At 62.6% G+C, this 22,626-nt stretch carries 23 protein-coding genes; 8 read left to right on the top strand and 15 right to left on the bottom strand.

Annotation, left to right across the window (positions count from 1 at the left end):
• The first annotated feature begins 110 nt into the window (after nucleotides 1-110).
• A complete protein-coding gene (locus DSC91_RS16045) occupies nucleotides 111-1,019 on the top strand; it encodes a LysR substrate-binding domain-containing protein (RefSeq protein ID WP_115779884.1) in 909 nt (302 codons plus the stop codon).
• A gap of 2 nt (nucleotides 1,020-1,021) precedes the next feature.
• On the opposite strand, the gene DSC91_RS16050 is transcribed toward DSC91_RS16045, so the two are convergent.
• From DSC91_RS16050 to DSC91_RS16065, 4 genes are all read right to left on the bottom strand, one after another.
• Nucleotides 1,022-2,011: a hypothetical protein gene (locus DSC91_RS16050; RefSeq protein ID WP_308422883.1), complete on the bottom strand. Its 990-nt coding sequence runs from the start codon at nucleotides 2,009-2,011 to the stop codon at nucleotides 1,022-1,024.
• A 115-nt stretch (nucleotides 2,012-2,126) separates the two neighbouring features.
• Nucleotides 2,127-2,462: a YbjQ family protein gene (locus DSC91_RS16055; protein ID WP_115779885.1), complete on the bottom strand. Its 336-nt coding sequence runs from the start codon at nucleotides 2,460-2,462 to the stop codon at nucleotides 2,127-2,129.
• A gap of 345 nt (nucleotides 2,463-2,807) precedes the next feature.
• On the bottom strand, nucleotides 2,808-3,347 hold the full coding sequence (locus DSC91_RS16060) for a carboxymuconolactone decarboxylase family protein (protein ID WP_115779886.1): 540 nt from the start codon (nucleotides 3,345-3,347) through the stop codon (nucleotides 2,808-2,810).
• A gap of 53 nt (nucleotides 3,348-3,400) precedes the next feature.
• The gene (locus tag DSC91_RS16065) at nucleotides 3,401-4,150 is read right to left on the bottom strand and encodes an SDR family NAD(P)-dependent oxidoreductase (RefSeq protein WP_115779887.1); all 750 of its coding nucleotides are present in this window, start codon (nucleotides 4,148-4,150) and stop codon (nucleotides 3,401-3,403) included.
• 131 nt (nucleotides 4,151-4,281) lie between these two features.
• Between DSC91_RS16065 and DSC91_RS16070 the strand changes: the two genes are divergently transcribed.
• Nucleotides 4,282-5,202 (top strand): LysR family transcriptional regulator, encoded by a 921-nt coding sequence (locus DSC91_RS16070; RefSeq protein ID WP_115779888.1) that lies wholly within the window; start codon nucleotides 4,282-4,284, stop codon nucleotides 5,200-5,202.
• A gap of 140 nt (nucleotides 5,203-5,342) precedes the next feature.
• On the opposite strand, the gene DSC91_RS16075 is transcribed toward DSC91_RS16070, so the two are convergent.
• The 4 genes from DSC91_RS16075 to argH are packed head-to-tail and all read right to left on the bottom strand — an operon-like array spanning nucleotide 5,343 to nucleotide 9,387.
• A complete protein-coding gene (locus DSC91_RS16075; RefSeq protein ID WP_115779889.1) occupies nucleotides 5,343-6,194 on the bottom strand; it encodes an ABC transporter substrate-binding protein in 852 nt (283 codons plus the stop codon).
• Between the two features lie 60 nt (nucleotides 6,195-6,254).
• On the bottom strand, nucleotides 6,255-7,019 hold the full coding sequence (locus DSC91_RS16080) for an amino acid ABC transporter ATP-binding protein (RefSeq protein ID WP_115779890.1): 765 nt from the start codon (nucleotides 7,017-7,019) through the stop codon (nucleotides 6,255-6,257).
• Nucleotides 7,020-7,051: 32 nt separating this feature from the next.
• Complete coding sequence (locus tag DSC91_RS16085; protein ID WP_115783282.1) at nucleotides 7,052-7,897, bottom strand: amino acid ABC transporter permease; 846 nt, start codon at nucleotides 7,895-7,897, stop codon at nucleotides 7,052-7,054.
• 56 nt (nucleotides 7,898-7,953) lie between these two features.
• Entirely contained in the window at nucleotides 7,954-9,387 is a 1,434-nt protein-coding gene (argH, locus tag DSC91_RS16090) for an argininosuccinate lyase (RefSeq protein WP_208645763.1), read from the bottom strand.
• A gap of 112 nt (nucleotides 9,388-9,499) precedes the next feature.
• Here argH and DSC91_RS16095 point away from each other — a divergent pair, with 112 nt between their 5' ends.
• Nucleotides 9,500-10,378 (top strand): LysR substrate-binding domain-containing protein, encoded by an 879-nt coding sequence (locus tag DSC91_RS16095; RefSeq protein WP_115779891.1) that lies wholly within the window; start codon nucleotides 9,500-9,502, stop codon nucleotides 10,376-10,378.
• A gap of 10 nt (nucleotides 10,379-10,388) precedes the next feature.
• On the opposite strand, the gene DSC91_RS16100 is transcribed toward DSC91_RS16095, so the two are convergent.
• The 4 genes from DSC91_RS16100 to DSC91_RS16115 all read right to left on the bottom strand — a co-directional run bounded on the left by DSC91_RS16100 (nucleotide 10,389) and on the right by DSC91_RS16115 (nucleotide 14,616).
• Nucleotides 10,389-11,243 (bottom strand): ABC transporter substrate-binding protein, encoded by an 855-nt coding sequence (locus DSC91_RS16100; RefSeq protein WP_229758396.1) that lies wholly within the window; start codon nucleotides 11,241-11,243, stop codon nucleotides 10,389-10,391.
• Nucleotides 11,244-11,312: 69 nt separating this feature from the next.
• The gene (locus tag DSC91_RS16105) at nucleotides 11,313-12,707 is read right to left on the bottom strand and encodes an MmgE/PrpD family protein (protein ID WP_115779892.1); all 1,395 of its coding nucleotides are present in this window, start codon (nucleotides 12,705-12,707) and stop codon (nucleotides 11,313-11,315) included.
• Nucleotides 12,704-13,636: a polysaccharide deacetylase family protein gene (locus tag DSC91_RS16110; protein ID WP_115779893.1), complete on the bottom strand. Its 933-nt coding sequence runs from the start codon at nucleotides 13,634-13,636 to the stop codon at nucleotides 12,704-12,706. The genes DSC91_RS16105 and DSC91_RS16110 overlap by 4 nt, the downstream gene beginning before the upstream one ends.
• Nucleotides 13,633-14,616, bottom strand: coding sequence for a polysaccharide deacetylase family protein (locus DSC91_RS16115; protein ID WP_229758397.1), 984 nt, complete (start codon nucleotides 14,614-14,616; stop codon nucleotides 13,633-13,635). Before DSC91_RS16115 ends, DSC91_RS16110 begins: the two co-directional genes overlap by 4 nt.
• 233 nt (nucleotides 14,617-14,849) lie before the next feature.
• Here DSC91_RS16115 and DSC91_RS16120 point away from each other — a divergent pair, with 233 nt between their 5' ends.
• Complete coding sequence (locus DSC91_RS16120; RefSeq protein WP_115779894.1) at nucleotides 14,850-15,737, top strand: LysR substrate-binding domain-containing protein; 888 nt, start codon at nucleotides 14,850-14,852, stop codon at nucleotides 15,735-15,737.
• A gap of 197 nt (nucleotides 15,738-15,934) precedes the next feature.
• Complete coding sequence (locus DSC91_RS16125; protein ID WP_115779895.1) at nucleotides 15,935-16,435, top strand: acyl-CoA thioesterase; 501 nt, start codon at nucleotides 15,935-15,937, stop codon at nucleotides 16,433-16,435.
• A 79-nt stretch (nucleotides 16,436-16,514) separates the two neighbouring features.
• Here the strand turns inward: DSC91_RS16125 and DSC91_RS38520 are convergent, their stop codons facing one another.
• The 3 genes from DSC91_RS38520 to DSC91_RS16140 form a co-directional block, all read right to left on the bottom strand.
• The gene (locus DSC91_RS38520) at nucleotides 16,515-17,954 is read right to left on the bottom strand and encodes a sensor histidine kinase (RefSeq protein WP_115779896.1); all 1,440 of its coding nucleotides are present in this window, start codon (nucleotides 17,952-17,954) and stop codon (nucleotides 16,515-16,517) included.
• Nucleotides 17,955-18,027: 73 nt separating this feature from the next.
• Nucleotides 18,028-19,002 carry a response regulator gene (locus tag DSC91_RS16135; protein WP_115779897.1) on the bottom strand — a complete coding sequence of 325 codons (975 nt, stop codon included), beginning with the start codon at nucleotides 19,000-19,002 and terminating at the stop codon, nucleotides 18,028-18,030.
• A 298-nt stretch (nucleotides 19,003-19,300) separates the two neighbouring features.
• A complete protein-coding gene (locus tag DSC91_RS16140; protein ID WP_115779898.1) occupies nucleotides 19,301-19,933 on the bottom strand; it encodes a CGNR zinc finger domain-containing protein in 633 nt (210 codons plus the stop codon).
• A 177-nt stretch (nucleotides 19,934-20,110) separates the two neighbouring features.
• Here DSC91_RS16140 and DSC91_RS16145 point away from each other — a divergent pair, with 177 nt between their 5' ends.
• From DSC91_RS16145 to DSC91_RS16155, 3 genes are all read left to right on the top strand, one after another.
• Nucleotides 20,111-20,806: an alpha/beta hydrolase gene (locus DSC91_RS16145; protein WP_115779899.1), complete on the top strand. Its 696-nt coding sequence runs from the start codon at nucleotides 20,111-20,113 to the stop codon at nucleotides 20,804-20,806.
• An 84-nt stretch (nucleotides 20,807-20,890) separates the two neighbouring features.
• Nucleotides 20,891-21,745, top strand: a complete 855-nt coding sequence (locus tag DSC91_RS16150; RefSeq protein WP_115779900.1) for an alpha/beta fold hydrolase — start codon at nucleotides 20,891-20,893, stop codon at nucleotides 21,743-21,745.
• 89 nt (nucleotides 21,746-21,834) lie between these two features.
• The gene (locus tag DSC91_RS16155) at nucleotides 21,835-22,605 is read left to right on the top strand and encodes an SDR family oxidoreductase (protein WP_115779901.1); all 771 of its coding nucleotides are present in this window, start codon (nucleotides 21,835-21,837) and stop codon (nucleotides 22,603-22,605) included.
• The last annotated feature ends 21 nt before the right edge of the window (nucleotides 22,606-22,626 follow it).

A 22,626-nucleotide genomic window follows, 5' to 3' on the forward strand; every position in this document is an offset into this window, starting at 1 on the left:
AGTCTAGGTTTTCGTCGACCATCCGGTCAAATACGACCAAAAACGTCTGCCATTCAAATTTGATATGGCAAGCTGGGAGCCGGATTAACGAAGGCAGACGGGGCAAAAGGATGAATCAACGGCAAATCGAAGCGTTCAGGCTGGTCATGTTGCGCGGTTCGATGACCGCCGCCGCCGAAGAGCTTGGCACGTCGCAGCCGAGCATCAGCCGGTTGATTGCGGAACTGGAGGCGTCGACGGGACTGGCGCTGTTCACGCGCAACGGCGGACGGATTCAGGCTACAGACGCGGGGAGCGCGTTTTACCGCGAAGTGGACCGGAGTTTTGTGGGCCTCGAGAAACTGGCGCATTCCGCGCGCGAAATCCGTCAGTTCGGCAGTGGCCGTCTACGGCTCGTCGCGGCGCCGGTGCTGGCGTTGTCGTTTATCCCGATGGTGATCGAGCGTTTTCTCGCCGTCTATCCCCGCATCGCGATATCACTGGAAATGCGCAGCGAAGGCACGATCCAGCGTTGGGCCTCGGCGGCCTATTGCGATATCGGCTTTGCTACGACTACGCCCGATGCGTTTGGCGTGACGAGCGCCGAGCTATACCGGCTACCCGGCGTATGTGCGCTGCCGGCCGGGCATCCGCTGACTGCGCGCAAACGTATCCATGCACGCGATCTGCGTAACGAAAGGCTGATTCTGCCTTCGTATGCGGACGACACGCGTTCGTCGCTGGATCGCGTGTTGCGTCAGGCGGAAGTCAATCAGGTGCCGACTATCGAAACGCCATACGGTGCGACGATTTGCGCGATGGTGTCGCGCGGGTTGGGAATCGGCATCGTGAATCCGCTTGCGACTTTCGATACCAATCCCGCGAAGATCCAGTTCCGGCCGTTTTCGCCGGACGTCATGTTTCGGGGATTCACGGTATGTCCGCAGCTTCAATCCACCAATCCGATCGTCAACAGCTTTCTCAGGATGGCCGACGACACAATGGCGCTTGAAGCAAAGCACGCCGCCAAACCCGCGTGACACTAGCTCATCCAGTACTTGTCCGGGATCCTGCGATCCCCTTCTGACAGGTAGGGATTGTCGAGCACGAACACCTTGCGGCTCGCGAGATCGGAACGGGCCAGCGCGTCCTGAATGTAGGGGTGCGAGTTGAACAACCGCATATACGATCCGTCGAGATATGCCTTCACCAGCCCCGCATTAATCGTCTCGGCCAGGCTTACGTTGCGCGCGGAGACGTAGAAAATGAAGTCCGACCGGTATTTCAGAAGCAGGCGCTTCTCAACGGCCAGATTCCGCTCCCTGTGCCGCGGCTCGTCCAGTTCCGCGAAAGCTTCGACGACACCGCGCGGAAAATAGTCGAGCCGACCGCCCTGAATCATGTCGAACACCGTCTCATAGGGAACGGTCGCTATGTTCAGACCGGCTGCTCTCATGATTTCCGTATCGATCCAGCCAAGCCCCTGACCACCTGTCAACGCCTTCAGATCGGACAGGCTTTCCACCTTGTCGAAATCGCCCTGACGATCTTTTCGTATGATAAAAACCCGGTGACCGATCAGTCCGCGATTGATCGGAATCCTTACCACGTTCAACCCTCGTTCCGCCTCTGCACCCATGCTCGTCCAGAGCAGATTGATGGCATTGCTGCGGCCAGTCAGTTCGGCGAGTTCGGCCAGCGCCCGCCCCCGCTCCATCAGGACGTCGGTTTCCCGCGCCACGTAGTTGGCGCCCGCGGCTTTCATGGCGAGGTCGAGCACCGCGAGGGGGAAAACGGCACGCGCCCGGTCTTCCGGGCGGTAATGGGGGTAAACGATATCGAACTGGTTTGCCGGCGCGGCATGCGCGCGAAGCGTCACGCCTGCCGCACTCAGTGCAGCCAATACAAAACGTCTGCGATGCATGGATGTGTTCGACACCTGAGCGATTCGCCAGCATTGGCGCGGGTCGCCCAGAATCACGCCCGGCCAAAAATCCATCGTGCCACGATTCGCGCAAGCGTACAAACGCATTTCACTTCCAAAGCACTACACACGTTGCGTCGCGTTCAGGCGAGTCGTTGCCGGATATCCGGACCTCGTGCATGGCGACCTAACCACGCCCTCGACCCGGATCGGCACGCGCTCGTCAAACCCGTAACGTCGCGTGGACCGCCGTCCCGTAACACAACACCTCTGTGATGCCTCTCGCTATCTCGGTTGCGTCATACCGCATGCCGACGATGCCGTTCGCGCCCAGTTCCGCCGCCTGCGCGATCATGCGTTCGTATGCGTCCTGTCGCGCTCGCTCACACAGCGACGTGTAAAGCGTGATGTTGCCTCCGAAAATCGTCTGCAGCGATGCGCCAAGCGCGCCGACGATCGATCGGGATCGAACGATGATCCCGCGAGAGATGCCGAGTGAGCGCTCGATTTTGTGTCCCGGAAGTTCAAAGGCTGTCGTCACCATATGCCGTTCTATCATCGTCTTCTCCGTGCTCGATTGATCGCCTGTGTTTCATTGGGCTTGTTTCAAGGCTTTGACTGTAGCTCGTAGCCAAGCACCTGGTTGACATATCGGGATCGCCGACCCGTGAAATCAAACCGGTCTTCCACTTCGATCGGCCAACCCAAGGCATTGATAATCTCACGCCTTTCCCGATTCATAACCGAGCAGCAAGTTTGCCAGCGGCGAAGAGCGCAATTGTTGCCTGAACGCCAAAGCAAATCTTCTCGTCGAACAACTAACGGGCGTCCGTTATCGCTGTTCGATGCTCAACCGGGCAAAGCGAACATCTCATGAACGCCGCGCCCTGCCCGGCTGCGATCATCAGGCAGCGAGTTGCGGCGCAGCGGGGAAGTCCACCGGTACGCGCGTCGTTCCGTGCAGATAGTTGGTGACGGTCTTGTCGCCGATCACGACGATCGTGTCGACCAGATTGGCCTTGGTCCAGCCCACGGCGAAGAACGCCTCGACGAGCGCCTGATCGGCGTGCCCGCGGTTGACGGCGATGTTCTTCACCAGGCGTGCGAGCGCGTCGAACCTCGCGTCGAAACTTGCCTTGCCGCTGCGGATTTCGAGGATCTGTTCGTCGGTGAAGCCGCTCATCCTGCCGATCATGGTGTGCGCGGCCAGACAGTATTCACAGCCGTTGACCTGGCTCACGACGAGGTTCACGATTTCGCGCGCCTTGCCGTTGATGCTGCTCTTCGCGTTCTGGAACGCAAGGTAGTTGCCGAGCGCATGCTCCGAATGGGCGAGCGTCGCATACAGGTTCGGCACCGTGCCGAGGCTGCTCTTGAGCTTGTCGAAGATGGCCTGGTTAGCCGGAGAAACCTCGTCGCGCGTCGGGACGTTGATGGTGGTCATGGTGATGCTCCTTGGCAAAAAGACGAATAAAGCCGGGTGGAAAAACGCGTGCGTTATTGCGCCGTGTAGGCGCCGTCGACTGCAATGCTCTGTCCGGTGAGGTAGCGTGCCTTGTCGCTCGCAAGGAACACGATGGTCTGGGCGATCTCGTCTGGCGTCGCGGCGCGTCGCGCCGGGATCGTCGCGAGGAAACTGGCCTTGCCTTCTTCGCTGCCGCCGGCAAAGCGGTCGAGCATTTCGGTCGCGACAGGTCCCGGCGCCACGGCGTTGACACGCACACCTGCGGCAGCGCCTTCGAGCGCCGCGCTCTTCGTGAGGCCTTCGACCGCATGCTTGCTGGCCGCGTAGACCGACGCGCCCGCGATGCCGACCTGGCCCGCGATCGACGAGAGGTTGATGATCGAGCCCGCGCCCCGCGCCAGCATCACGCGCATTTCGTGTTTGAGCGACAGCAGCGTGCCGAGCACGTTGGCCGAGAACGTGTCTTCGTAATTGGTCGTCGTCTGCTCGACGATCGGCGCCAGTTGACCTTCCGTACCGGCGTTGTTGACCGCCACGTCGAGGCGCCCGAAACGCTCGACAGTCTGCTCGACGACGCTGCGCACTTCAGCTTCGAAACGCACATCGGCGCGCAGGAACTCGGCTTCGGCGCCGAGCGCGCGCAGTTCGGCGGCAAGCGCCTGGCCTGCCTCTTCGCGACGGCCGCTGACGACCACGCGGTTTCCTTCGCGAGCGAAAGCAAGAGCGGTAGCGCGGCCGATGCCGGTCAGCGCGCCAGTGATAAGGACGACGGGTGCGTTCATCTCAGTACTCCGTGGGTTGGGTTGAATCGAATCGCGTTTGCGATGGGTGAACTTTGACTGATTCCCGATCGGCGATATAGATGGTGTATGCTCATATGACTGATTCCCATCAGGAATATATTGAGCAAATAATGGACAAGCTGCAGGCAATGAAGACGTTCGTGCGCGTGGTGGAGGCCGGCAGTTTTTCGGCGGTCGCGCACGAGGCCGACACGACGCAAAGCGCGGTGAGCAAACAGATCGCGGCGCTCGAACGCGAACTGGGCGCACGGCTACTGACGCGAACCACGCGTTCGCTTGCCCTGACGGAGGACGGTGAACACTATTTCGAACAGGCGCGGCGCCTGGTCGCCGAGATCGCGGAGGCCGAAGGCGCGCTGCGGCGCGGCGAGCAACAACTGACAGGCTGGCTGCGGATTGCGGCTTCAGTCGGCTTCGGGCGCCTCAAGCTCATGCCATGGGTTCAGTCGTTTCTGGCAACGCATCGCGGCGTGAAGATCGACCTGCGCCTGAGCGACGGCTTTATCGACCTCGTGGAACAGGGCATCGACGTCGCGGTGCGGCTCGGCGATCTGCCGGACAGCAGCTTGATCGCGCGTCGGGTAGGAACGGCGCAACGGATGCTGATGGCGCATCGCAGCTACGTGCGCTCACTGCCCAAGGGAACGAAAGCGCCGCGAGTTCCCGACGACCTGGCCGAGCACAACTGCATCGTCTACACCGAACTGGCGATGCGCAACGCGTGGCGCTTCACGGCAGGACCCGGCGCGGCGGAGCCGGTGGGAACCACGCGCATCGTGCGGGTCGAGGGTAATCTGCAGACCAATAGCAGCGAGGTCATGCGGGCGTCGGTGCTCGCGGGCATGGGTATCGGCTATTCGCCGACGTGGCTGTTCGATGACGAATTGGCCCGTGGCGAAGTGCTGCGAATGTTGCCGGACTGGGAAACGATCCCCATCCCGATCCATCTGGTGAGCCCGGTGGAGCGCCGGCATTCGGCCAAGGTCAAAGCGTTCGCCGATCATGTCGGCAAGGCGATGGCTCAGAGCTGAAAGGCGGCGCCACGCACTGGTAGACAACGCATAGTGGAATCAAAGCGCCCAAGCCCGCGACCGTGAGCCGCTGGCTTGGGCAACCGGTGGCGCGCGCCCCGCCGCGCGTGATGAAGGCCAAGGCGAGGCTTGCGCCCGCGTCAGGTGCCGGCGTTGACGAGCACCTTCGGCACGGCGTGTTGCTGCAAACCCCACTTCGCCAGGATCTTCTGGTAAGTACCGTCGGCGATCAGCTGGTTGAACGCGGTGGTCAACGCGGTGTTGAGCGCCGCGTTGTCCTTCGACATGCCGAGTGCGGTGTACTGCGACAGGAACGGCTGGCCGATCGGCGCGTACGCGTTCTGCTCAATCGAGTTCTGGTACGGCAAGGTTTCACCGCCCTGCACCGCCGCATCGATCCGGTTCTGGCGCAACTGCATGCGCGCATCCGACGAACCATCCGTACCGATCACCTTGATGGGCGGCTTGCCTGCCTTCACGCAATGCTCATCGCTCCACTTCGTGGTGTCGTTGACAAACGATGTGCGGCGGCTCGTGCCGACGGTCTTTCCACACAGCGCATCCATCGTCGCGAACTCTCCCGCACGCGCCTTTACCGTATAGAACTGCGGGCCGGTCGTGATGTAGTCGAGGAAGTTCACCGCCCCGCGGCGCTCGGGCAGATCGGTCATGCCCGACAGGATCACGTCGACGCGCTTCGTGGTCAGCGCGCTCATCATCTGGTCGAAGCTGGTCTCCTGCCATTCGAGCTTGACGCCGAGCTTCGCGGCGAGCGCTTCGCCGAGATCGACGTCGAAACCCATCAGCTTGTCGGTGGCCGGATCCTTGTATTCGAACGGCGGATAGTTCGGCACGATCGCCGCGACGAGCGTGCTCTTGCCAATGCTGGGGATGGACGGCGCGGCGGTTTGCGCATGAGAAAGCGGGGCATGCAGCGCAAGCACGCCAACTGCCAGGGTGAACCATTCACGCAAACGAAGGGACGCGTTCATAGAAACTCGCTTGTTCGAAGAATTTAAAAAGCGGGCCCCGGCCGGGACCCACGGCTGTTGTCAGGAGAGCACCGCCGAGATGAAATCCTGCGTACGTCTATGCTTCGGCTGCCCGAGCACCTGATCGGGCGTGCCGGTTTCCACCACCTGCCCCTGATCCATGAAGACCACCCGGTTGGCCACCTCGCGTGCGAAGCCGAGTTCATGCGTCACCACGATCATCGTCATGCCGCTTTGCGCCAGGTCCCGCATCACCGCCAGCACCTCGCCCACGAGTTCGGGATCTAGCGCCGAGGTCGGCTCGTCGAACAACATCAGTTGCGGATGCATCGCCAGCGCGCGTGCAATCGCCACCCGTTGCTGCTGTCCACCCGACAGCTCCACCGGGAACGCATCGCACTTGTGAGCGAGGCCGACCCGCTTCAGCAACGAACGCGCCTCTTCTTCCGCCTCCGCGCGCCGCCGCTTGAGGACCTGCACCGGACCTTCGATCACGTTCTCCAGCGCCGTCTTGTGCGGAAACAGGTTGAATTTCTGGAACACCATGCTCGTCGCCAGACGCTGGCGCGCCACCTGCCGCTCCGAGAGCTCGTGCAGGCGGTTGCCCACCCGCCGGTAGCCCGCCAGTTCGCCGTTCACCCACAGCGCGCCGTGGTTGATCTTCTCCAGCTGGTTGATGCACCGCAGGAACGTGCTCTTGCCCGAGCCCGACGGCCCGATTACGCACAGCACCTCGCCTTTGGCCACATCCAGCGTGATGCCCTGCAGCGCCTTGAACTCGCCATATGACTTGCGCACGTCGACCGCGCGAACGATTGAATTCATTTCGGCTCCTTGTCCTGTCGTCGCCGGGGCTTTCATTGCCGGCCCGATGCACGTCCCGCGCCGCGGGCGTAATGCCGCTCCACTCGCGACTGCACGAACGAGAGCACCGTCACCACCACCAGATACCAGACGGCGGCCACCATCAGCAGTTCGATCACTCGTGAGTTCGCGTAGTAGATGTTCTCGGCGTTGTGCAGCATCTCCGCATACTGGATCACGCTCGCGAGCGACGTGAGCTTCACCATGCCCACCAGCTCGTTGCCGATCGGCGGCACGATCACCCGCATCGCCTGCGGCAAAATCACCCGGCGCAGCGCCTGCAAACGCGGCATGCCGATCGACTTGGCCGCTTCATACTGGCCCGTGTCCACGGAGAGCAGCCCCGCGCGCACCACCTCCGACGTGTACGCCCCCTGGTTGATCCCCAGCCCCAGCAGCGCGGCGAGGAACGGCGTCATCACGTCCACCGTGCGGAATTCGAACAGCCCCGGGATGCCCATCGACGGAAACACCAGCGCCAGGTTGAACCACAGCAGCAGTTGCAGGATCACCGGCGTACCGCGAAACAGCCACACATAGCCTTGCGCGACCGCCTGCAACACCGGGTTGGGCGACAGCCGCATGATCGCGGTGATCACGCCGAGCACCACGCCCAGCGCCATTGCCAGCACCGTCATCACGATCGTGTTGGCAAGGCCGGTCAGGATCGAGCGCGCCGTCAGGAAGCGCGCGACGTAACGCCATTCGATCTGCCCGTGCGCGAACGCCAGCACCACGTACCCAATCAGCGCGATGATCGCCGCCGAGGCGACATAACGGCCCCAGTAGCGACGCCGCACATGCTCCAGATGCGAAATATCGGTGACGTCCTCATTCATCTCGGCTACCTGCTTTTGAGCCTCGGCGGGCAGTGCCGCCCGATCGTTTGACATGCTTACCATGATGGCCCCCTGTAGTCGGCCGCCCACGCGGTCTGCCGGTCGATCGCCGCGCGCAACCGGGCGATCTGCTCTTCCACGCGAGCCGGCGCCGTGCCGCCGTAGCCGCTGCGCGCGGCCACCGCCGCGTCGAGCGTCACGTGTTCCAGCACCGACGCCTCCAGCCGCGCATCGACCTGCGCCAACGTCGCCACCGACACCTCGCCCAGCTCGATGCCCTGCTCTTCGCACGCCCTCACCAGCGCGCCCGTGATTTCGTGCGCCTCGCTGAACGGAATGCCGCGCAGCGCGAGCCAGTCGGCGACCTCCGTGGCGAGCGTGAAGCCCAGCGGCGCCTGGCGGCGCATCTCGCCCACGTTCACCTGCATTGTCCGGATCATGCCAGCCATTGCGGGCAATACCAACTCCAGCGTGTCGATGCTGTCGAACGCGGCGATCTTGTCTTCCGCCAGATCGCGGTTGTACGCGAGCGGCAGCGACTTCAGCGTCGCCAGCAAGCCGCCCAGATTGCCGATCAGCCGCCCTGCCTTGCCGCGCGTGAGCTCGGCGATATCCGAGTTCTTCTTCTGCGGCATGATCGAGCTGCCTGTCGCGTAGCCGTCGTCCAGCACGACCCAGCCGAACTGGCGCGTCGTCCACAGGATCACTTCCTCCGACAGTCGCGACAGGTTCACCGACAGCATGCTCGCAATGAACACGAATTCCGCCACGTGATCGCGCGAGGCGACCGCGTCGATCGAGTTCTCGCACGGCGCGTCATAGCCCAGCTCCACAGCGGACAGTTCCGGGCGCACGCAGATCGCCGAACCCGCCAGCGCTGCCGCGCCCAGCGGCGAGCGCGCGCTGCGCCGGTCCCAGTCCACCAGACGATCGACGTCGCGGTAAATCGACTGCGCGTGAGCCAGCAAGTGATGCGCGAACACGACCGGCTGCGCCGGCTGCAGATGGGTAAAGCCGGCCGTCACGCTGCGGGTGTGTGCATCGGCCTGTTCGATCAGTGCGTTCTGCAAATCGATCACCGCGTGCGCCAGCGTGCGTGCCTTGTCGCGCAGGAACAGGCGCAAGTCGTTGGCCGCCTGGTCGTTGCGCGAGCGGCCCGCGCGCAGCTTGCCGCCGGTGGCGCCCAAACGCTGCGTCAATTCGCGTTCGAGGAACGTGTGCACGTCCTCGTCGTCCTGCGACGGTCCGATCTCGCCGGCAAGGTACTGTGCTTGCAGCCTGTCCATTTCGCCCAGCAGTTGCTGCAGTTCTTCCTCGGTGAGAATCTGCGCGCGGCGCAGCTCCTGCGCATGCGCGCGGGAACCGGCCAGATCGTACGGCGCGAGCCGGAAGAAGCTCGGGTCCGAACGCGACAGCGCCTTGAGCGCCGCCGACGGTCCCGACTTGAAACGCCCGCCCCACAAACGCTCGATCGGTTCAGAAATATTCATCGCTGTCAGTCCTCGGTTAAGTTGACTCCACTGTACGTATCCAGTTTTTCTTCTTGTAGCGAGAATTAAATTCCGTTCAAATGAAATTTTTCTCAGCATCTCTTCCCGCCTCATGCGAAACCGTCTGCCACCGCTCAATCCACTCCGTGCGTTCGAGGCTGCCGCGCGGCGCGCGAGCGTGGCCGGCGCCGCGCAGGAACTGCATGTGACCGCCAGTGCGGTCAGCCATCAGATCCGCATTCTCGAAGAGTCGCTCGGCGTGACGCTGTTCGTCAGATCAAAGGCGCGCGTGAAACTCACGCGCGAAGGCGAGGCTTTGCTGCAGCCCGTCAAAAACGCCTTCGACATGATCGCCAACGCCGTGGTCAAGCTGGACTCACCGGAGATGGCCGGCGACCTCGTCGTGTCCACGCCGCTGCTGTTCACGTCGCGCTGGATGGCCCGGCACATCGGCAAGTTTCTCGACCAGTACCCGGCGATCAATCTGAAAGTGATCCCTTCCAACGACGACCGCGAGGTGTATTCGCCCGACGTCGATGTATGCGTGCGCTACGGAGAAGGCCGCTGGCGCGATCGTCACGTTTCGCTGATTACGCATCCCGCGCTGTTTCCGGTCGTCAGCCCCGCTTTGATGAACGGCCCCAACGCGATCCGCAAGATCGAGGATCTCGCGGGAAAGGCGCTGTTTTGCGAGCACTCCGGATCGTGGATGCGCTGGCTCGCGCACGCATCGGCCGACAAACTCGAGGGCATCAGGATTCTGGAAATCGGCAATGCGCATATCGGTATCGAAGCGGCGGTTCGCGGTCAAGGTGTGGCGCTCGGCGACAGTTTCTCGGTGCGGGACGACCTTGTGGACGGCACGCTGATCCGGCCGTTCAACATCACCGTGCCGTCGCGACACGCGTATTACCTGGTGTCCCGCCAGGAGTTGTCCGATACGCCGCTCGTGTCCGCATTCGCCATGTGGCTGAGCGAGAACGTGGAGTGACTCGCGTGCTTCAATGGTCCTTCGCACCGTTCATCGTCACCTGCTGAACCGCGCTCGATTGCAGCCCCCACTTCGCGACGATCGCACTGTACGTGCCGTTGGCGACCAGCTTGTCGAGCGCGGCCCGCACCGCATCGCGCAGCTTCGGGTTGGATTTCGCAAAAGCGATCCCTTCAGGCGAAGCCGCGAACGGTTCGCCAATGGGTTTGTAGGTGTTCGGTTCGAGCTTCATTGCGTACGGCAGGGTTTCGCTGCCCTGCACGCCCGCCACGATTCGCCCCTGCTTCAACTGCATGCGCGCCGATGAGGTGTCTTCCGTACCCACCACCGTGATCGGCGTTTTGCCGATGCAGTTCTTCGCACTCCATGCCGCGGTGTCCGCCGGGAATGAGGTGCTGCGGCTCGTACCGACCGGCTTCCCGCACAGATCCGCCGACTGCCGGATCTCGCCGCCATGCGCGCCCGTCAGAATGTAAAACTGCGCGCCCGAATACAGGTAATCGAGAAAGTCCGCTGTATCGCGGCGCCCCGGTACGTCGCTCAATCCGCTCAGCACCATGTCCACACGTCCGGTCGCAAGCGAAGGCAGCAATTGTTCGAACGCCGACTCCTGCCAGTCCAGCTTGACGCCGAGTTGCTTCGCGATCGCATTGCCCAGGTCGATATCGAAGCCGACCAGTTCACCGCTCTCCGGGTCCTTGTATTCCATCGGCGGGTAGATCGAGTTGACCGCGACCTTGATGACCTTCGCCCTGGCAATCGAATCGGGCAGCGCTTGCGCATGGGCGGCGGCGCCGAAGAGAAATGTCGACAGGCAGACTGCCATCAAACGGGACGCGGCGCGCAGCGGGTTCGACTTGTACATGGAGGACACACCTTTAAAGAATTGAACGCTTGTCATCAAAACGATTGAAGCTTCGTCGCGGCCTGTCGCTTACCGCAACGCGGGTTTGGCGTCGGCATCGCCACCCAGCCACGCCAGCAGCATCCGCGCGTCGGCGAGATTGTCCAGATCGAATACGGCATCGGCAAGCGCGCTCGCCGACGTGTCGTCGAGCGCCATGGCGGCCAGCGCGTGGTACTTCGACAGCAAGTCCGCATCCGACAACGGATTGCGCGGATCGCCGAGCGGGGTGAGCACCTGACGCGAGCGCGGCGCCTCATCGGCGAGCGTGAGCGTGACGATGGGCTCGTCCAGATCGGACATCGCCGGATCGACTTCGAGCGTGATGCGCGCCATCATCGCGGCCATGCGCGGATCGGTTCGCGCAGCTTCGAGATACGCAGCGATTCCCGCGTGGCCATATACCAGCACTGCAGCGACCGCATACGGCAAACTCATTTGCGCCGAAGCCAGATTGCGCAAATCGCGGCCACCGCACATGCCTTCGACGAAGGCGCTCAATCTGACGTGCACATTGGACAGCCTGTCCGGGTCGTAATTGACGTCGCGCAGCAGATCGAGCGTGGCGTCCACTGCCGCATGCGTGCTGCGGCACGATGCGTGCGGCTTGATCGAGCAGCGCATGATCTTCCACGTGTCGCCCAGTTCGTGGAGCAAGGCTTCGGGCTTCTGCGTGTCGGGCGCAAAGGCGTTGAAGAAGCCGCCCCATACGTCCGCGAACACCTGCGTCGGGCCACTGACGTTTTCCCGCGCCAGCAATGCCGCCAGTAATCCGCCTTCCGCCGCTCGGCCGGTGTGCATGCGTTTTGTTTGCGACGCGTCGTGGATGAAACCCCATAAGCCGCCGCTGAAGCTGCCCGCATGGCCGAACGCCGCGCCCGTTTGCGCGGCGTCGAGTCCGAGCAGGCGCGCGCTTGCCGCCGCTGCGCCGAACACGCCGCAGGTCATCGTCGAATGCCAGCCGCGTGCGTTGTGCGGCGAATATCCGCCGCACGCTTCGAGCACTCGCCGGCCGACGTCATAGCCGAGCACCACCGCCGCAAGAAACTCGCGCCCCGACACCGGCCGCGGCGAGCAGGCAAGCGCCGCGAAGGCGGCGGGCAGCACGACGGCGCCGGAATGATCGCAGCCGCCCGAGTCGTCGAGTTCCAATGCATGGGCGGCGACGCCGTTGACGAAGGCCGCGCTGCGCGGTCCGAGCGATTGCCGCGTGCCCCATACCTGCGCCACGCCTGGGCCCTCGCCGGACATGACCGCCCGCGCGCTGCGCGATGCGCTGGCCGCGGCGCCGGCCAGCGACGCGCCGAGCGTGTCGAGGACATGCCGCTTGGCCTTATGGACGACGGCTGCCGGCAGCGCCTCGTCGGGTATGTCGGCGACGAATGCCGCGAGTTGCTCCGACAGTGATAGATCACGCGCGCTCATCGTGCCGCCTCCCGATGCCGGGCAAAAACGTCGACCGGATGACCGGGCTCGTTACCGTCGACGTTCTGGCGCCACCAGGCCGCCACCTCCGCGCCTGTTGCGAACCACACGTCGTCATGCGAACGCATCTCCGCGAGCAACTCGCGCAACACGTCGATGCGTCCCGCCGTACCGATGAGCTCCGGATGCAGCCTCAGTACGAAGCACAAACCGAAGCGGCGGAACGCCGCGAAATCCTGCTTCCAGTTCGCCAGCACTTCCCGATACGAGGGAATTCGCGGCTGTCCGACCGGCACCGCCGGTGACAGGTTGTAGACGAAGTACGGTTCGTCTTCGAGCTCATAGTGCAGCGGCAGTTCGACCAGCGGCGGTGTGTCGCCGGCCACCACCGCGCCTGCGTCCGCGTTCGCATTCGTGCCCGCATCAGGCAGATGAAAATACGGCAGATCGTCGCCGCGCCATGAAGACGACCACGTCACCCCTTCGCCGCGCAGAAAGTCCGCGAAACCCGGCGCCCAATTGCCGGTGAAGGAACGAAACCCCTGCACGCGCCGACCGAGCGTATCGACGAGCGCCTGCTGGCCGGCAAGGAACGCTTGTCGTTGCTCGTCGAACGTGAGCGTGTCGAAGTTCTCGCAGCGAAATCCGCTCGTGCCGATTTCGTGTTGCTGCGCGTCGATACGGCGCAGCAAGTCTGTGTGGGTTTGCGCCACGCGTCCGGGCAGGAACCAGCTCGAGCGGACGTCGAACTCGTCGAGCGAGTCGAGCACGCGATCCACGCCCCGCTTCGCGCCGTAGCGCCAGACCGAAAGCGATTTCTCGCGACCGGCGATACGCGGCTCCTGAGTCAGGATGCCGTGTTCGTCGTTGAAGTCGACCGTGACGACGACCGCGCAGCGCGCCTCGTGCGGCCAGCGAAGTGCATTCATGCGCTGAGCTCCTGCGCGTGTCCCGACGCATTGTTGTCGAGCCACCATTGCGCGACGTCGCCGCACGTGGCGAACCATACGTCGCCTTGTGCATGCATGTGATCGATCAGTCTTTCGAGCAGCGCGATACGGCCGGGTTTGCCGGACACCTTCGGATGAAACAGCGTGGTCAGGCAAAGTCCGTCGCGATGCGAGCCGTCGAATTCGCGACGCCAGTTGTCGAGCGTCGCGTCATAGCTCGCAATGCGATCGAGGCTCGCCGGAAAATCCGGGTTGCGGTGATAGGCCAGCGACGCATAATCGTCGAGCTCCCAGCGGCCCGGAATTTCGACCATGGGCTCGGCGATCCCTTCGGCGTGCAGCAGGTACGGACGGTCGTCGCCTCGCATCGAACTCGAATAGCGCACGCCGGCTTCCATCAGCACGCGGATCGTGTCAGGCCCCCAGTCGCCGGAAGGCGTGCGAAAACCAACCGGCCGAATGCCGAGATATTGAACGAAGACTTCAGCGGAGCGTTCCATCACGGCGCGTTGGCCGTCGCGATCCAGGGTCCAGAAAGCCTCGTGCCGGTAGCCGTGGTAAGCGATCTCATGACCGCCCGCGACGATCGCCGCGCATTGATCCGGCCAGTTTTCGACGACCCAGGCCGGCACGAAGAAAGTCGCCGGCACGCGGCGCTCGTCGAGCATGTCGAGCAGACGGCCAAGCGCACGCCACGGGCCGTAACTGCCCAATGTGAAATACGACGGGTTGGTCCAGATCGAACCGTTGAGCATCGCGTCGCCGGTTGGACCGTCGAGATCGAACGCGAGCGCGACGCAAGAGCGACGCCCTTCCGGCCAGCGCGGCCCGGGCAGCACGGTCAGGCTCGGCTGGCGCCTGACATGCCCCTTGCCGGAAACGCTGCCCAGCCCCTCTGGCGCACTTGCACTGTGTGCATGGCTTGACGACGCGGGCCTGCCCTCTGGCAGAGGCGACATAACGGTAGATCGGGCCAAACGAAAGCTCCCTCAAACGCATGGTTCAAGACGGTGTCAATCCGGTGTTTCCGCCCGCTACACAAGGCAGATCCACTGCTCAGCGCGGGCGCCGTAACGCGCCCGGCGAGGCGACTTCAGCGGCGGAAGTCCGGGCTCGTCGAGGGGATTTAAGAACGCCAATTTTCCGCCCACAAACGGTAAAATCTCATGGTTACCATGCGAGTTATGCATAAATGAAGATCGAACGCTATCCTCCCTTCAACGTGCTGCAAACCCTGCTGGTGGTCGCTCGCTGCGGCAATTTCACGGCGGCATCGCAGCAGCTGTTTCTCAGCCAGAGCGCGGTGAGCCGGCATATTCAACAGATCGAGGAGTATTTCGGCTGCGCGCTGTTCGTCAGGCACACGCGCATGGTCGTGCAGACTGCGGAGTGCCAACGGCTGGTGCCGATCGTCGAAGAGTTGCTGGCGACCGCACGCCGCTCGATGCACATCACGAACTCCGGCGGCCAGACCATTACCTTGCGTGTCACCCCCACGCTGGCGGCGCGCTGGCTGCTGCCGCGCCTGACCGACTTCTACGCTGAAGTGCCGGGTACGCAGTTGAACATCGACACCGCCTGGTTTCTGCCGACCAACTTCGGCGAGGGCACGCTCGACGCGGCGATCCTGTTCGGCACCGGCAATTGGGAAGGATTGGAAGCCACCTGCCTGATGCGCGAGAGATTGACGCCGGTCTGCTCGCCGCAGATCGCCAGTGGCACGCCGCCGCTCGTCGAACCCGAAGATCTGAAACACCATACGTTGCTGCATTCCAGCTTCGGCCGGCGCGGCTGGATTCTGTGGCTGCAGCAGGAAGGCAACCTTGCCGCGCATACGTACCGGGAGCAGGTGTTCGACACGCTGGACCTCGCCTTCAGTGCCGCGGCGCGCGGGTTGGGTGTGGCGCTGGGGGATCTGAATCTCGTCGAAGAGAATCTGACAAGCGGCTCACTGGTGACGCCGTTCAAACGCGTGGTGGAGACCGGCGCTGGATACTATCTGGTGCATCCGCCGCGCAATGAGTATCGCGAGAAATTGAAGCCGCTTCTCCGGTGGTTGCAAGCGAGCGTTGCGGCATAGTCCGCGCAGACGGCAAGCGTATGCGTGATGGCGACGGAGATCGTTGCCTCGAAGGCGGCAGCGCGCATATTTCCACACCACATGTTTGTCAGCCAATAGCCATTCGGCCCCCATCCCCAACAGAATGGGATGTGCCTGCCGTACAGGGAGGCATGCGTGGCTGCCGCAAGCAGCCGTTCCTGCAAAAGGAAAATCGTATGTTGATGCGAGACACAATCCCTACCGCCCTGAACCGAGGTTCCGCCCTTCTTTCGGAAGACCCGATGATCGCCACGGCCTCGCTGAAGACCTTCCACCATACGTTCGACATCTATCTGAAGGACTCGAACGCGTTCATGAATACATATTTCTCCCGTTACTTCGAGTGGCAAGGCGTTTGCCGCGAGCGATGGTTTCATGAGTGCATTCACAACGATCTGCTGGGATCGGACGGCATGTTCGTGACCAAACGCGCGCACCAGGAGTACGTCCACGAAACGTTCCCGTTTCAACACGTGGATTGCTATCTGAACACGGTGCAGGTCAAGCAGTGCTCGGCCTACCTGCTGTTTCGCTTCTGCGTGGATGGGCGCCAGGTTTCGCAGGGTTACCAGCAGATCCTGTACGCCGGGCGGGACCGGAAGATCCGGCGCTTTCCGGAAGGCATCGTCGAGCGGGTCAAGGAGTATGAGCTGCCGTGGACAGCGCTGAGCGCCTGATCTCAGCGGCGGACTCCGCCGTTCGTTTTACCGCTGAGTTTTATCTTTGAGTTTTACCGCTAATTTCCACCGTTAACCTTCACTCTGGACGCCGGCGCAAGGAGCGCGCCGGCGCTTTGCTCAGCGCACGGTCCGCCGGCGAACCCGGTACCGGCAAGCGCACGGTGAAGGTGGTGTGCGAACCGCGCGTCGACATGCATTCGATCGTGCCGCCCAGAAGCTCCGCCGCGCGGCGGCAGAATGCGAGCCCCATTCCGGCGCCGCTTCCGTGCCGCTTGGTCGAGAAGAAGGCGTCGAAGATATGCGGCAGAACGTCGGGTGCGATGCCCGGCCCCGTGTCGCGGAATCGCAGCACGCAAAAGCCGTGCTCCTGAACCGCGCTGATTGCGATCTCGCCTTCACCGCTCACGTGAATCGCGTGCAACGCGTTTTTCAGCAGATTGAACAGGACGAAAACCGCCAGCGTGTCCGAACCCGAAAAGCATAGCGCGGCATCGATCGGCGCCACGGTGACGCGTGCGCGTTCGTCGCCGCGGAATGGATAGCGCTCCAGCGCCGACACGACGCATTGCTGTATGGAATGCGGGCTAAAGCGGGTGCGGTCCAGCCGATCAAGAGTGAACGATGCGAGCGCCATTTCGACCATCGCGCTGGTGCCCGACACCTCCCGCCTGATTGCCGTGGCGAGCTGGCTGATGCGCTCGGACTGCCCGGAATGCACCTCCTGATCCTCGTACAGCCCGTGCGTGACGGCTAGCCGGTAACCTTTGAACACATGCGCCCATACGCTGGAAATTTCGTCGGCGTGCATGGCGATCGTCGCGAGCGGCGTGGCGATTTCGTGCGCGATTGTCGCCGCGATCGCATAGGGGTGAATCAGGTGATAGCGGACGATCGTGATCGCGAGAAGCCCCAGGCTGAGGGCGATGAACAGCACACCCGGCGGATAGAACGCGTAGCCGTAGTTGACCGCGTAGTCGACTGCCGCGAACGAGTAGAGGCATAAGCTCGCAAAGCAGAGATCGAGCCGCCTGCGCGCTTCGCCGCCGGCCTGCTTGCGGGCGCCGAGCAGGAGCTGTCCGCTGCGGCCGGCCAGCAATACGGTCTGCAGAACGTGCAAGGGATGCATCGGCCCGGCGCTCGGATAGTAGCCAAAGAAAAAGTGCCGGTAGCCGGCGACCACTTCGTCGCCGGGCAGCAGCACGGCGAGGACCAGACATATTCCGTAAGACGCGAGCAGGACCGGACGCTCGCGGCGCCTCGCCGCCACCTCCGTGACGAAGTGATAGAACGTGGTGGGCAGGAAAAGAATGAAGAGATAACCGACCCGGACCAGCACGCCTGCAATATGGGGATTTTCCGTCTGGAACAGCAAGGTCCAGGTGCCCTGCCATGCAAATGTCGCCGTGCACATCAAAAGGAATGGCGCGGACAGACGCGTCACCCCTTGCGTGATGAGTACGTAAAGACCGAACACCACGAACAGCGCTGACACAAAGGCGGTCGGAATGGCGTACATGTGGCTCAATGTGTCTGGAAACGTTGGGCTATTCCGGCATGCTCATAGCGGAGTCAGCAAGGAGGCCGATCCCTCATGGGTGGACTTGCTGATTCCGGTCACTGCGCCATTGCGAAAATGTCAGCGTGCTCAGACCCACGTCGGCCGGGTCTATTCTAGTCCAGCAATAGAATGCGTCGTCCCAGTCAGGGATGGTTCGCGGCGTCACCGTTCTGAAGCGCGCGCCGGGACGAAAGGCCAGGTACGGCCAGAAAACGGGCATCGACTCGCGTACCGCCATCTGCTTCAACAGATCCGCCGGCCCACACTCGTCCGCCACGATTTCCGACTGGGCGATCCAGTCGTTCTCGGCCCACGCAAGGAACACGCTCGGATTGCCCGCGCGGTCGAACATCAGGATGGCATTCTGCTCCGGACGCCAGTAGTACTCGACGATGTTTTCCGCGGCAACCACCATGTCGACGACCTTCCTCGTTCGCGGATCGCAATAGGTCATGCCGTTTTCGCCCAGACCCAGCCAGCCTGCCTCCGAGCAATGCCTGTTTCTGGCATCTTTCAGAAAGTGAACCAGTCTGTTGGCCGAATCCGCATCCGTCTTTCTCAGATACAGATCGACGATTCCGGCATTAAAGGCTTTCACCGCGACGGTCTCATCCGCAACGCCGGTCAGGAGCACCTTCGCACAGCGCAAATTGGATATGGACGAAAGGAATTCGACGCCACTCAGCCCAGGCATGTCGTAATCGACGACCACCGCGGCCACCTCCGCAAATCGGGCATTCCGGGCCAGCACGTCACGCTCGGCCGAGGTTTCGACAAACCGTTCCAGACCGACCTCGCTCAAACCGGCCGACGCCGGCGCAAATACCAGCGAATTCTCGCGAGCATGTTTGCGGATGAAAGCGAGTGCGGTTTGAGCCCGCGTGAAAAACAGATTGGTGGAAATGTCCGGAAAGAATCGGCGTAATGCATCGAGGTAGCTGTCGCTGTCGTCCACGAAAACGACGGATGCCGGATAGTAAACAGGGGGTCGAATAAAATTGTTCATGTTTTTACGTGGCCTATGCGGCGCGTCTCGCACCGGCTCACTCGCCGGCTTATCTCACGCTGGCTCCCGGGGCCGATTTCCGCTGAACCATATAGTACAGGGGTCTTTGCATCAACAGTGCAAACTCGCGGACCTTTCCGTCAGAGTATGCAAATGGAATAACTCGATCTTAATCGGATCGAAGTGATTATTTTGCAGCAATGACTCCGCAAGTTGGAATTGCCTGAGTCCCGGAGAAATGCGGGCCACTGCACATACGCGAGTAATTCGTTTCCCGGGAATCGCAATCCAAGCGTACCTAAGCGCTCTCCTGCTCCTTGATCCGCTTACGGTGAGCCGCGACCTTCGCGCGGTTACCGCAGATCGCCATGCTGCACCACCGGCGCGCGTGACCACGTGTGTGGTCCGCAAACATCAACGTGCACTTCGGGCCTTCGCATGCTTTCACGTAGGTGAAATCCTCTTCGCATGTCAGCCTCGCCAACGCCTCGGCGATGGGCATCAGCAGCGACTCCGCCGACTGCCAGCGCCGCTTCGCGCGAAGTTCAAAGCTCGCCGCACCGCCCGACGTGTTCAGAACGATTTCGCCGTGCTGCTGGTCCTGCCCGAGCAGTTGATTCAAGGGTTCGAGCTCGCGTAAATCCTTGGCAACGAGCGGCCGCCCCTTCCTCTTTCGCACAAATATCCTGAACCACTCGCGCAATTCGCGCGCCCGCGCGGCAACGTCGTCGAGTTCGGCCGGCGTCGAGCGGCTTCGTATCGACTCGAGCGCCGCACGCGGCACAAACCCCGCCTGGTCCAGCCAGGCAAGCAAACCTTCCCCGCCGCTGATCCAGTCGACTGCCTCATCCACCGGCGTCGCGACCGAGTTCAGGAAATCCAGGCCAGGCGCATCGGCCACCAGGATCGCGGGCATCTGACGGTAGTCCATTTCTCATGACGAGTATGAAGTGACGATAGTTACATCGTAACCACTAAAAATGCACTTGACAAGTTACATGACTCGTTTGTAACCTGTAAATACGCTTTTATCAGGTTACAAATCGCGTGACTCGATGCGATGCAAGTGCATCGCGCGCAGCACGCCATTCCTTCAGAGGAGCGAGAAATGTCTATTGGCAAGGTGAGCGCGGTGCTTGTACACGGCGCGTGGGCGGATGGCTCAAGCTGGAGCAAGGTTGTCGAACGCCTGAAGGCGCACGGCATCAACGCCGTTGCGGCGCCGTTGCCGCTGACCTCGTTGCATGAAGACGTGGCCGCGCTCGATAGAACGCTGGAACGCATCGAAGGTCCGGTTATTCTCGCGGGCCATGCGTACGCCGGCGCAGTGATCGGATCGACGCGCGCCGGCAACGTCAAGGCGCTGGTCTATGTCGCCGCGCTTGCGCCTGCCGAAGGCGAGACGGTGGGCGAGGTGTTCTATCGCGACGAAGCACACCCGCTCGCGCCCAGATTGTCACCGGATCGGCATGGCCTGATCTGGCTTCCCGAGGAGGCATTCGCAGCGGCGTTCGCGCAGAACGCCACCGCGCAGGAGCTGACGGTGCTCGGCGCGGTTCAGCGTCCCATTTCAGTGTCGTGCATTGGCGAGGCGGTCGAGCGGCCACTCTGGAAGGACCGGCCGAGCTGGTTCCTGGTCGCGGAACAGGACCGGATGATCAATCCCGGCACGCAGCATTTCATGGCGCGGCGCATGAACGCGCGCGTGCATGCTCACCCGGTCGATCACACGCCGATTGTCACAGCACCTGACACCGTAACCGGCGTGATCGTCGAAGCGGCCCAGTCCGTTTCGGCGCGCTAGGGACAACTCAACCCTGTCGTGCCGGCAGGCGCTCTTCGAGCCTGCCATGTCCAGACTCACCTCTACCCAATCCGGAGTCAATCCATGTCCTCCATTGCCTATCGTTACGCTGACGTCGACGACGTCAAGGTGTTCTATCGCGAAGCGGGCCGTCCAACGGCGCCGAAACTGCTGCTGCTCCATGGTTTTCCGAGCTCGAGCCACATGTTCCGGGACCTGATTCCGCTGCTGGCCGAGCGCTTCCACATCGTGGCGCCCGACCTGCCCGGCTTCGGCCAATCGGACATGCCGGGCCGCGAGGCTTTCGCCTACACGTTCGACAATATCGCCACCGTTATCGAGCGCTTCACCGAGCAGATCGGATTCGACCGCTTTGCAATGTACGTATTCGACTACGGCGCGCCAACGGGCTTTCGGCTCGCACTCAGGCACCCCGAGCGGATCGCTGCGATCGTCTCGCAGAACGGCAACGCGTACGAAGAAGGCTTGAGCGAGGGCTGGAATCCGATCCGCGCTTACTGGCAGGATCCTTCACAGGCCAATCGCGAGGCGCTTCGCGTCATGCTGACGCACGCAACGACAGTATGGCAATACACGCACGGCGTTCGGGACGCGGCTTCCGTGTCGCCTGACGGTTATTCGCTCGATGACTTCTATCTGGGCCGCCCGGGCGCGCACGAGATCCAGCTCGATCTGTTCGGCGACTATCGGAACAATGTCGCGTTGTATCCCGCGTTCCAGCAGTATTTCCGCAGCCACCAGCCCCCTTTGCTTGCCGTGTGGGGGAAGAACGATCCGTTTTTCCTGCCGGCCGGCGCCGAGGCGTTCAGGCGCGACATCCCGAACGCCGAGGTGCGCTTTTTCGACACCGGCCACTTCGCGCTGGAAACGCATGCGGCGGAGATCGCCGCGGCTATTTGCGGATTTCTGATTCGCTGATGGGTGAGCGCTGCGTCGTGGTGGTTCCAGACGTCGCTGCTCAGGCGGTTCGTCCCGTCCAGGTGTTCCAGGTGTGAAGGAGAAAGACCATGTCCAGCAAGGTAGCAATCGTTACAGGTGCGAGCCAGGGTATCGGCCGTTCAACTGCCATCCGGTTGGCGCGAGATTTTGCGTCGATCGTGCTGGTCGCGCGCAATCGCGAGAACCTCGCTCACACCGCCGACGAAGTAAGAAAGGCCGGTGCCGAAGCGCTTCCCATCGACCTCGATCTGTCCGATCCGCAGGCCGCGCAGAAAGTGGTCGACCAGACGCTGTCGGCGTTCGGGCAGATCGACGCGCTACTCAACATCGCGGGTGCGGTGCCGCAGATCGATGTCTTCGAGATGAGCGACGATCAATGGGACCGCGGCTTCGCGCTGAAGCTGCACGGCGCGCGGCGCTTGACGATCGCGGCATGGCCAGCGCTGAAGAAAACCTCGGGATCGGTGGTGTTGATGTCGGGTAACTCGGCGCTGTTCCCCAAAGCACCGTACGCGGCCGTGGGCACGATCAACGCGGCGATCGTGGCCCTGGCGAAAGCCTTCTCTGACCGTGGGATTGCAGACGGCGTGCAGGTCAACAGCGTGCTGCCCGGCCCGGTGATGACCGGCCGCCGGCAATCCTATCTGGAGCATTGGGCGCCGCTCCACAACATGACAGTCGAAGAAGCGACGGCGCGGTTTCCTGTCGAGGCGGGAATCGCCAGGTACGGCACGCCCGAGGAGATTGCCGAGCTGATGGCGTTCATCGTGTCGCCCGGGGCGCACTGGATGACGGGCTCGACGCTGAGAATGGACGGCGGAGAAGTCAAGTCGATCTGAACCGCGGTCAATGTGCGATCA

The sequence above is a fragment of the Paraburkholderia caffeinilytica genome (genome assembly GCF_003368325.1).
GTDB lineage: Bacteria > Pseudomonadota > Gammaproteobacteria > Burkholderiales > Burkholderiaceae > Paraburkholderia > Paraburkholderia caffeinilytica.

Coding starts and splice junctions, on each gene's coding strand:
- DSC91_RS16110 (WP_115779893.1), bottom strand. CDS start 13,636: ATGAATGCACTTCGCTGGCCGCACGAGGCGCGCTGCGCGGTCGTCGTC.
- DSC91_RS16045 (WP_115779884.1), top strand. CDS start 111: ATGAATCAACGGCAAATCGAAGCGTTCAGGCTGGTCATGTTGCGCGGT.
- DSC91_RS16095 (WP_115779891.1), top strand. CDS start 9,500: ATGCGAAACCGTCTGCCACCGCTCAATCCACTCCGTGCGTTCGAGGCT.
- DSC91_RS16135 (WP_115779897.1), bottom strand. CDS start 19,002: ATGAACAATTTTATTCGACCCCCTGTTTACTATCCGGCATCCGTCGTT.
- DSC91_RS16055 (WP_115779885.1), bottom strand. CDS start 2,462: ATGATAGAACGGCATATGGTGACGACAGCCTTTGAACTTCCGGGACAC.
- DSC91_RS16100 (WP_229758396.1), bottom strand. CDS start 11,243: ATGTACAAGTCGAACCCGCTGCGCGCCGCGTCCCGTTTGATGGCAGTC.
- DSC91_RS16140 (WP_115779898.1), bottom strand. CDS start 19,933: ATGGACTACCGTCAGATGCCCGCGATCCTGGTGGCCGATGCGCCTGGC.
- DSC91_RS16145 (WP_115779899.1), top strand. CDS start 20,111: ATGTCTATTGGCAAGGTGAGCGCGGTGCTTGTACACGGCGCGTGGGCG.
- DSC91_RS16070 (WP_115779888.1), top strand. CDS start 4,282: ATGGACAAGCTGCAGGCAATGAAGACGTTCGTGCGCGTGGTGGAGGCC.
- DSC91_RS16065 (WP_115779887.1), bottom strand. CDS start 4,150: ATGAACGCACCCGTCGTCCTTATCACTGGCGCGCTGACCGGCATCGGC.
- DSC91_RS16085 (WP_115783282.1), bottom strand. CDS start 7,897: ATGAATGAGGACGTCACCGATATTTCGCATCTGGAGCATGTGCGGCGT.
- DSC91_RS38520 (WP_115779896.1), bottom strand. CDS start 17,954: ATGTACGCCATTCCGACCGCCTTTGTGTCAGCGCTGTTCGTGGTGTTC.
- DSC91_RS16060 (WP_115779886.1), bottom strand. CDS start 3,347: ATGACCACCATCAACGTCCCGACGCGCGACGAGGTTTCTCCGGCTAAC.
- DSC91_RS16105 (WP_115779892.1), bottom strand. CDS start 12,707: ATGAGCGCGCGTGATCTATCACTGTCGGAGCAACTCGCGGCATTCGTC.
- DSC91_RS16150 (WP_115779900.1), top strand. CDS start 20,891: ATGTCCTCCATTGCCTATCGTTACGCTGACGTCGACGACGTCAAGGTG.
- argH (WP_208645763.1), bottom strand. CDS start 9,387: ATGAATATTTCTGAACCGATCGAGCGTTTGTGGGGCGGGCGTTTCAAG.
- DSC91_RS16155 (WP_115779901.1), top strand. CDS start 21,835: ATGTCCAGCAAGGTAGCAATCGTTACAGGTGCGAGCCAGGGTATCGGC.
- DSC91_RS16125 (WP_115779895.1), top strand. CDS start 15,935: ATGTTGATGCGAGACACAATCCCTACCGCCCTGAACCGAGGTTCCGCC.
- DSC91_RS16075 (WP_115779889.1), bottom strand. CDS start 6,194: ATGAACGCGTCCCTTCGTTTGCGTGAATGGTTCACCCTGGCAGTTGGC.
- DSC91_RS16080 (WP_115779890.1), bottom strand. CDS start 7,019: ATGAATTCAATCGTTCGCGCGGTCGACGTGCGCAAGTCATATGGCGAG.
- DSC91_RS16115 (WP_229758397.1), bottom strand. CDS start 14,616: ATGTCGCCTCTGCCAGAGGGCAGGCCCGCGTCGTCAAGCCATGCACAC.
- DSC91_RS16120 (WP_115779894.1), top strand. CDS start 14,850: ATGAAGATCGAACGCTATCCTCCCTTCAACGTGCTGCAAACCCTGCTG.
- DSC91_RS16050 (WP_308422883.1), bottom strand. CDS start 2,011: ATGCGTTTGTACGCTTGCGCGAATCGTGGCACGATGGATTTTTGGCCG.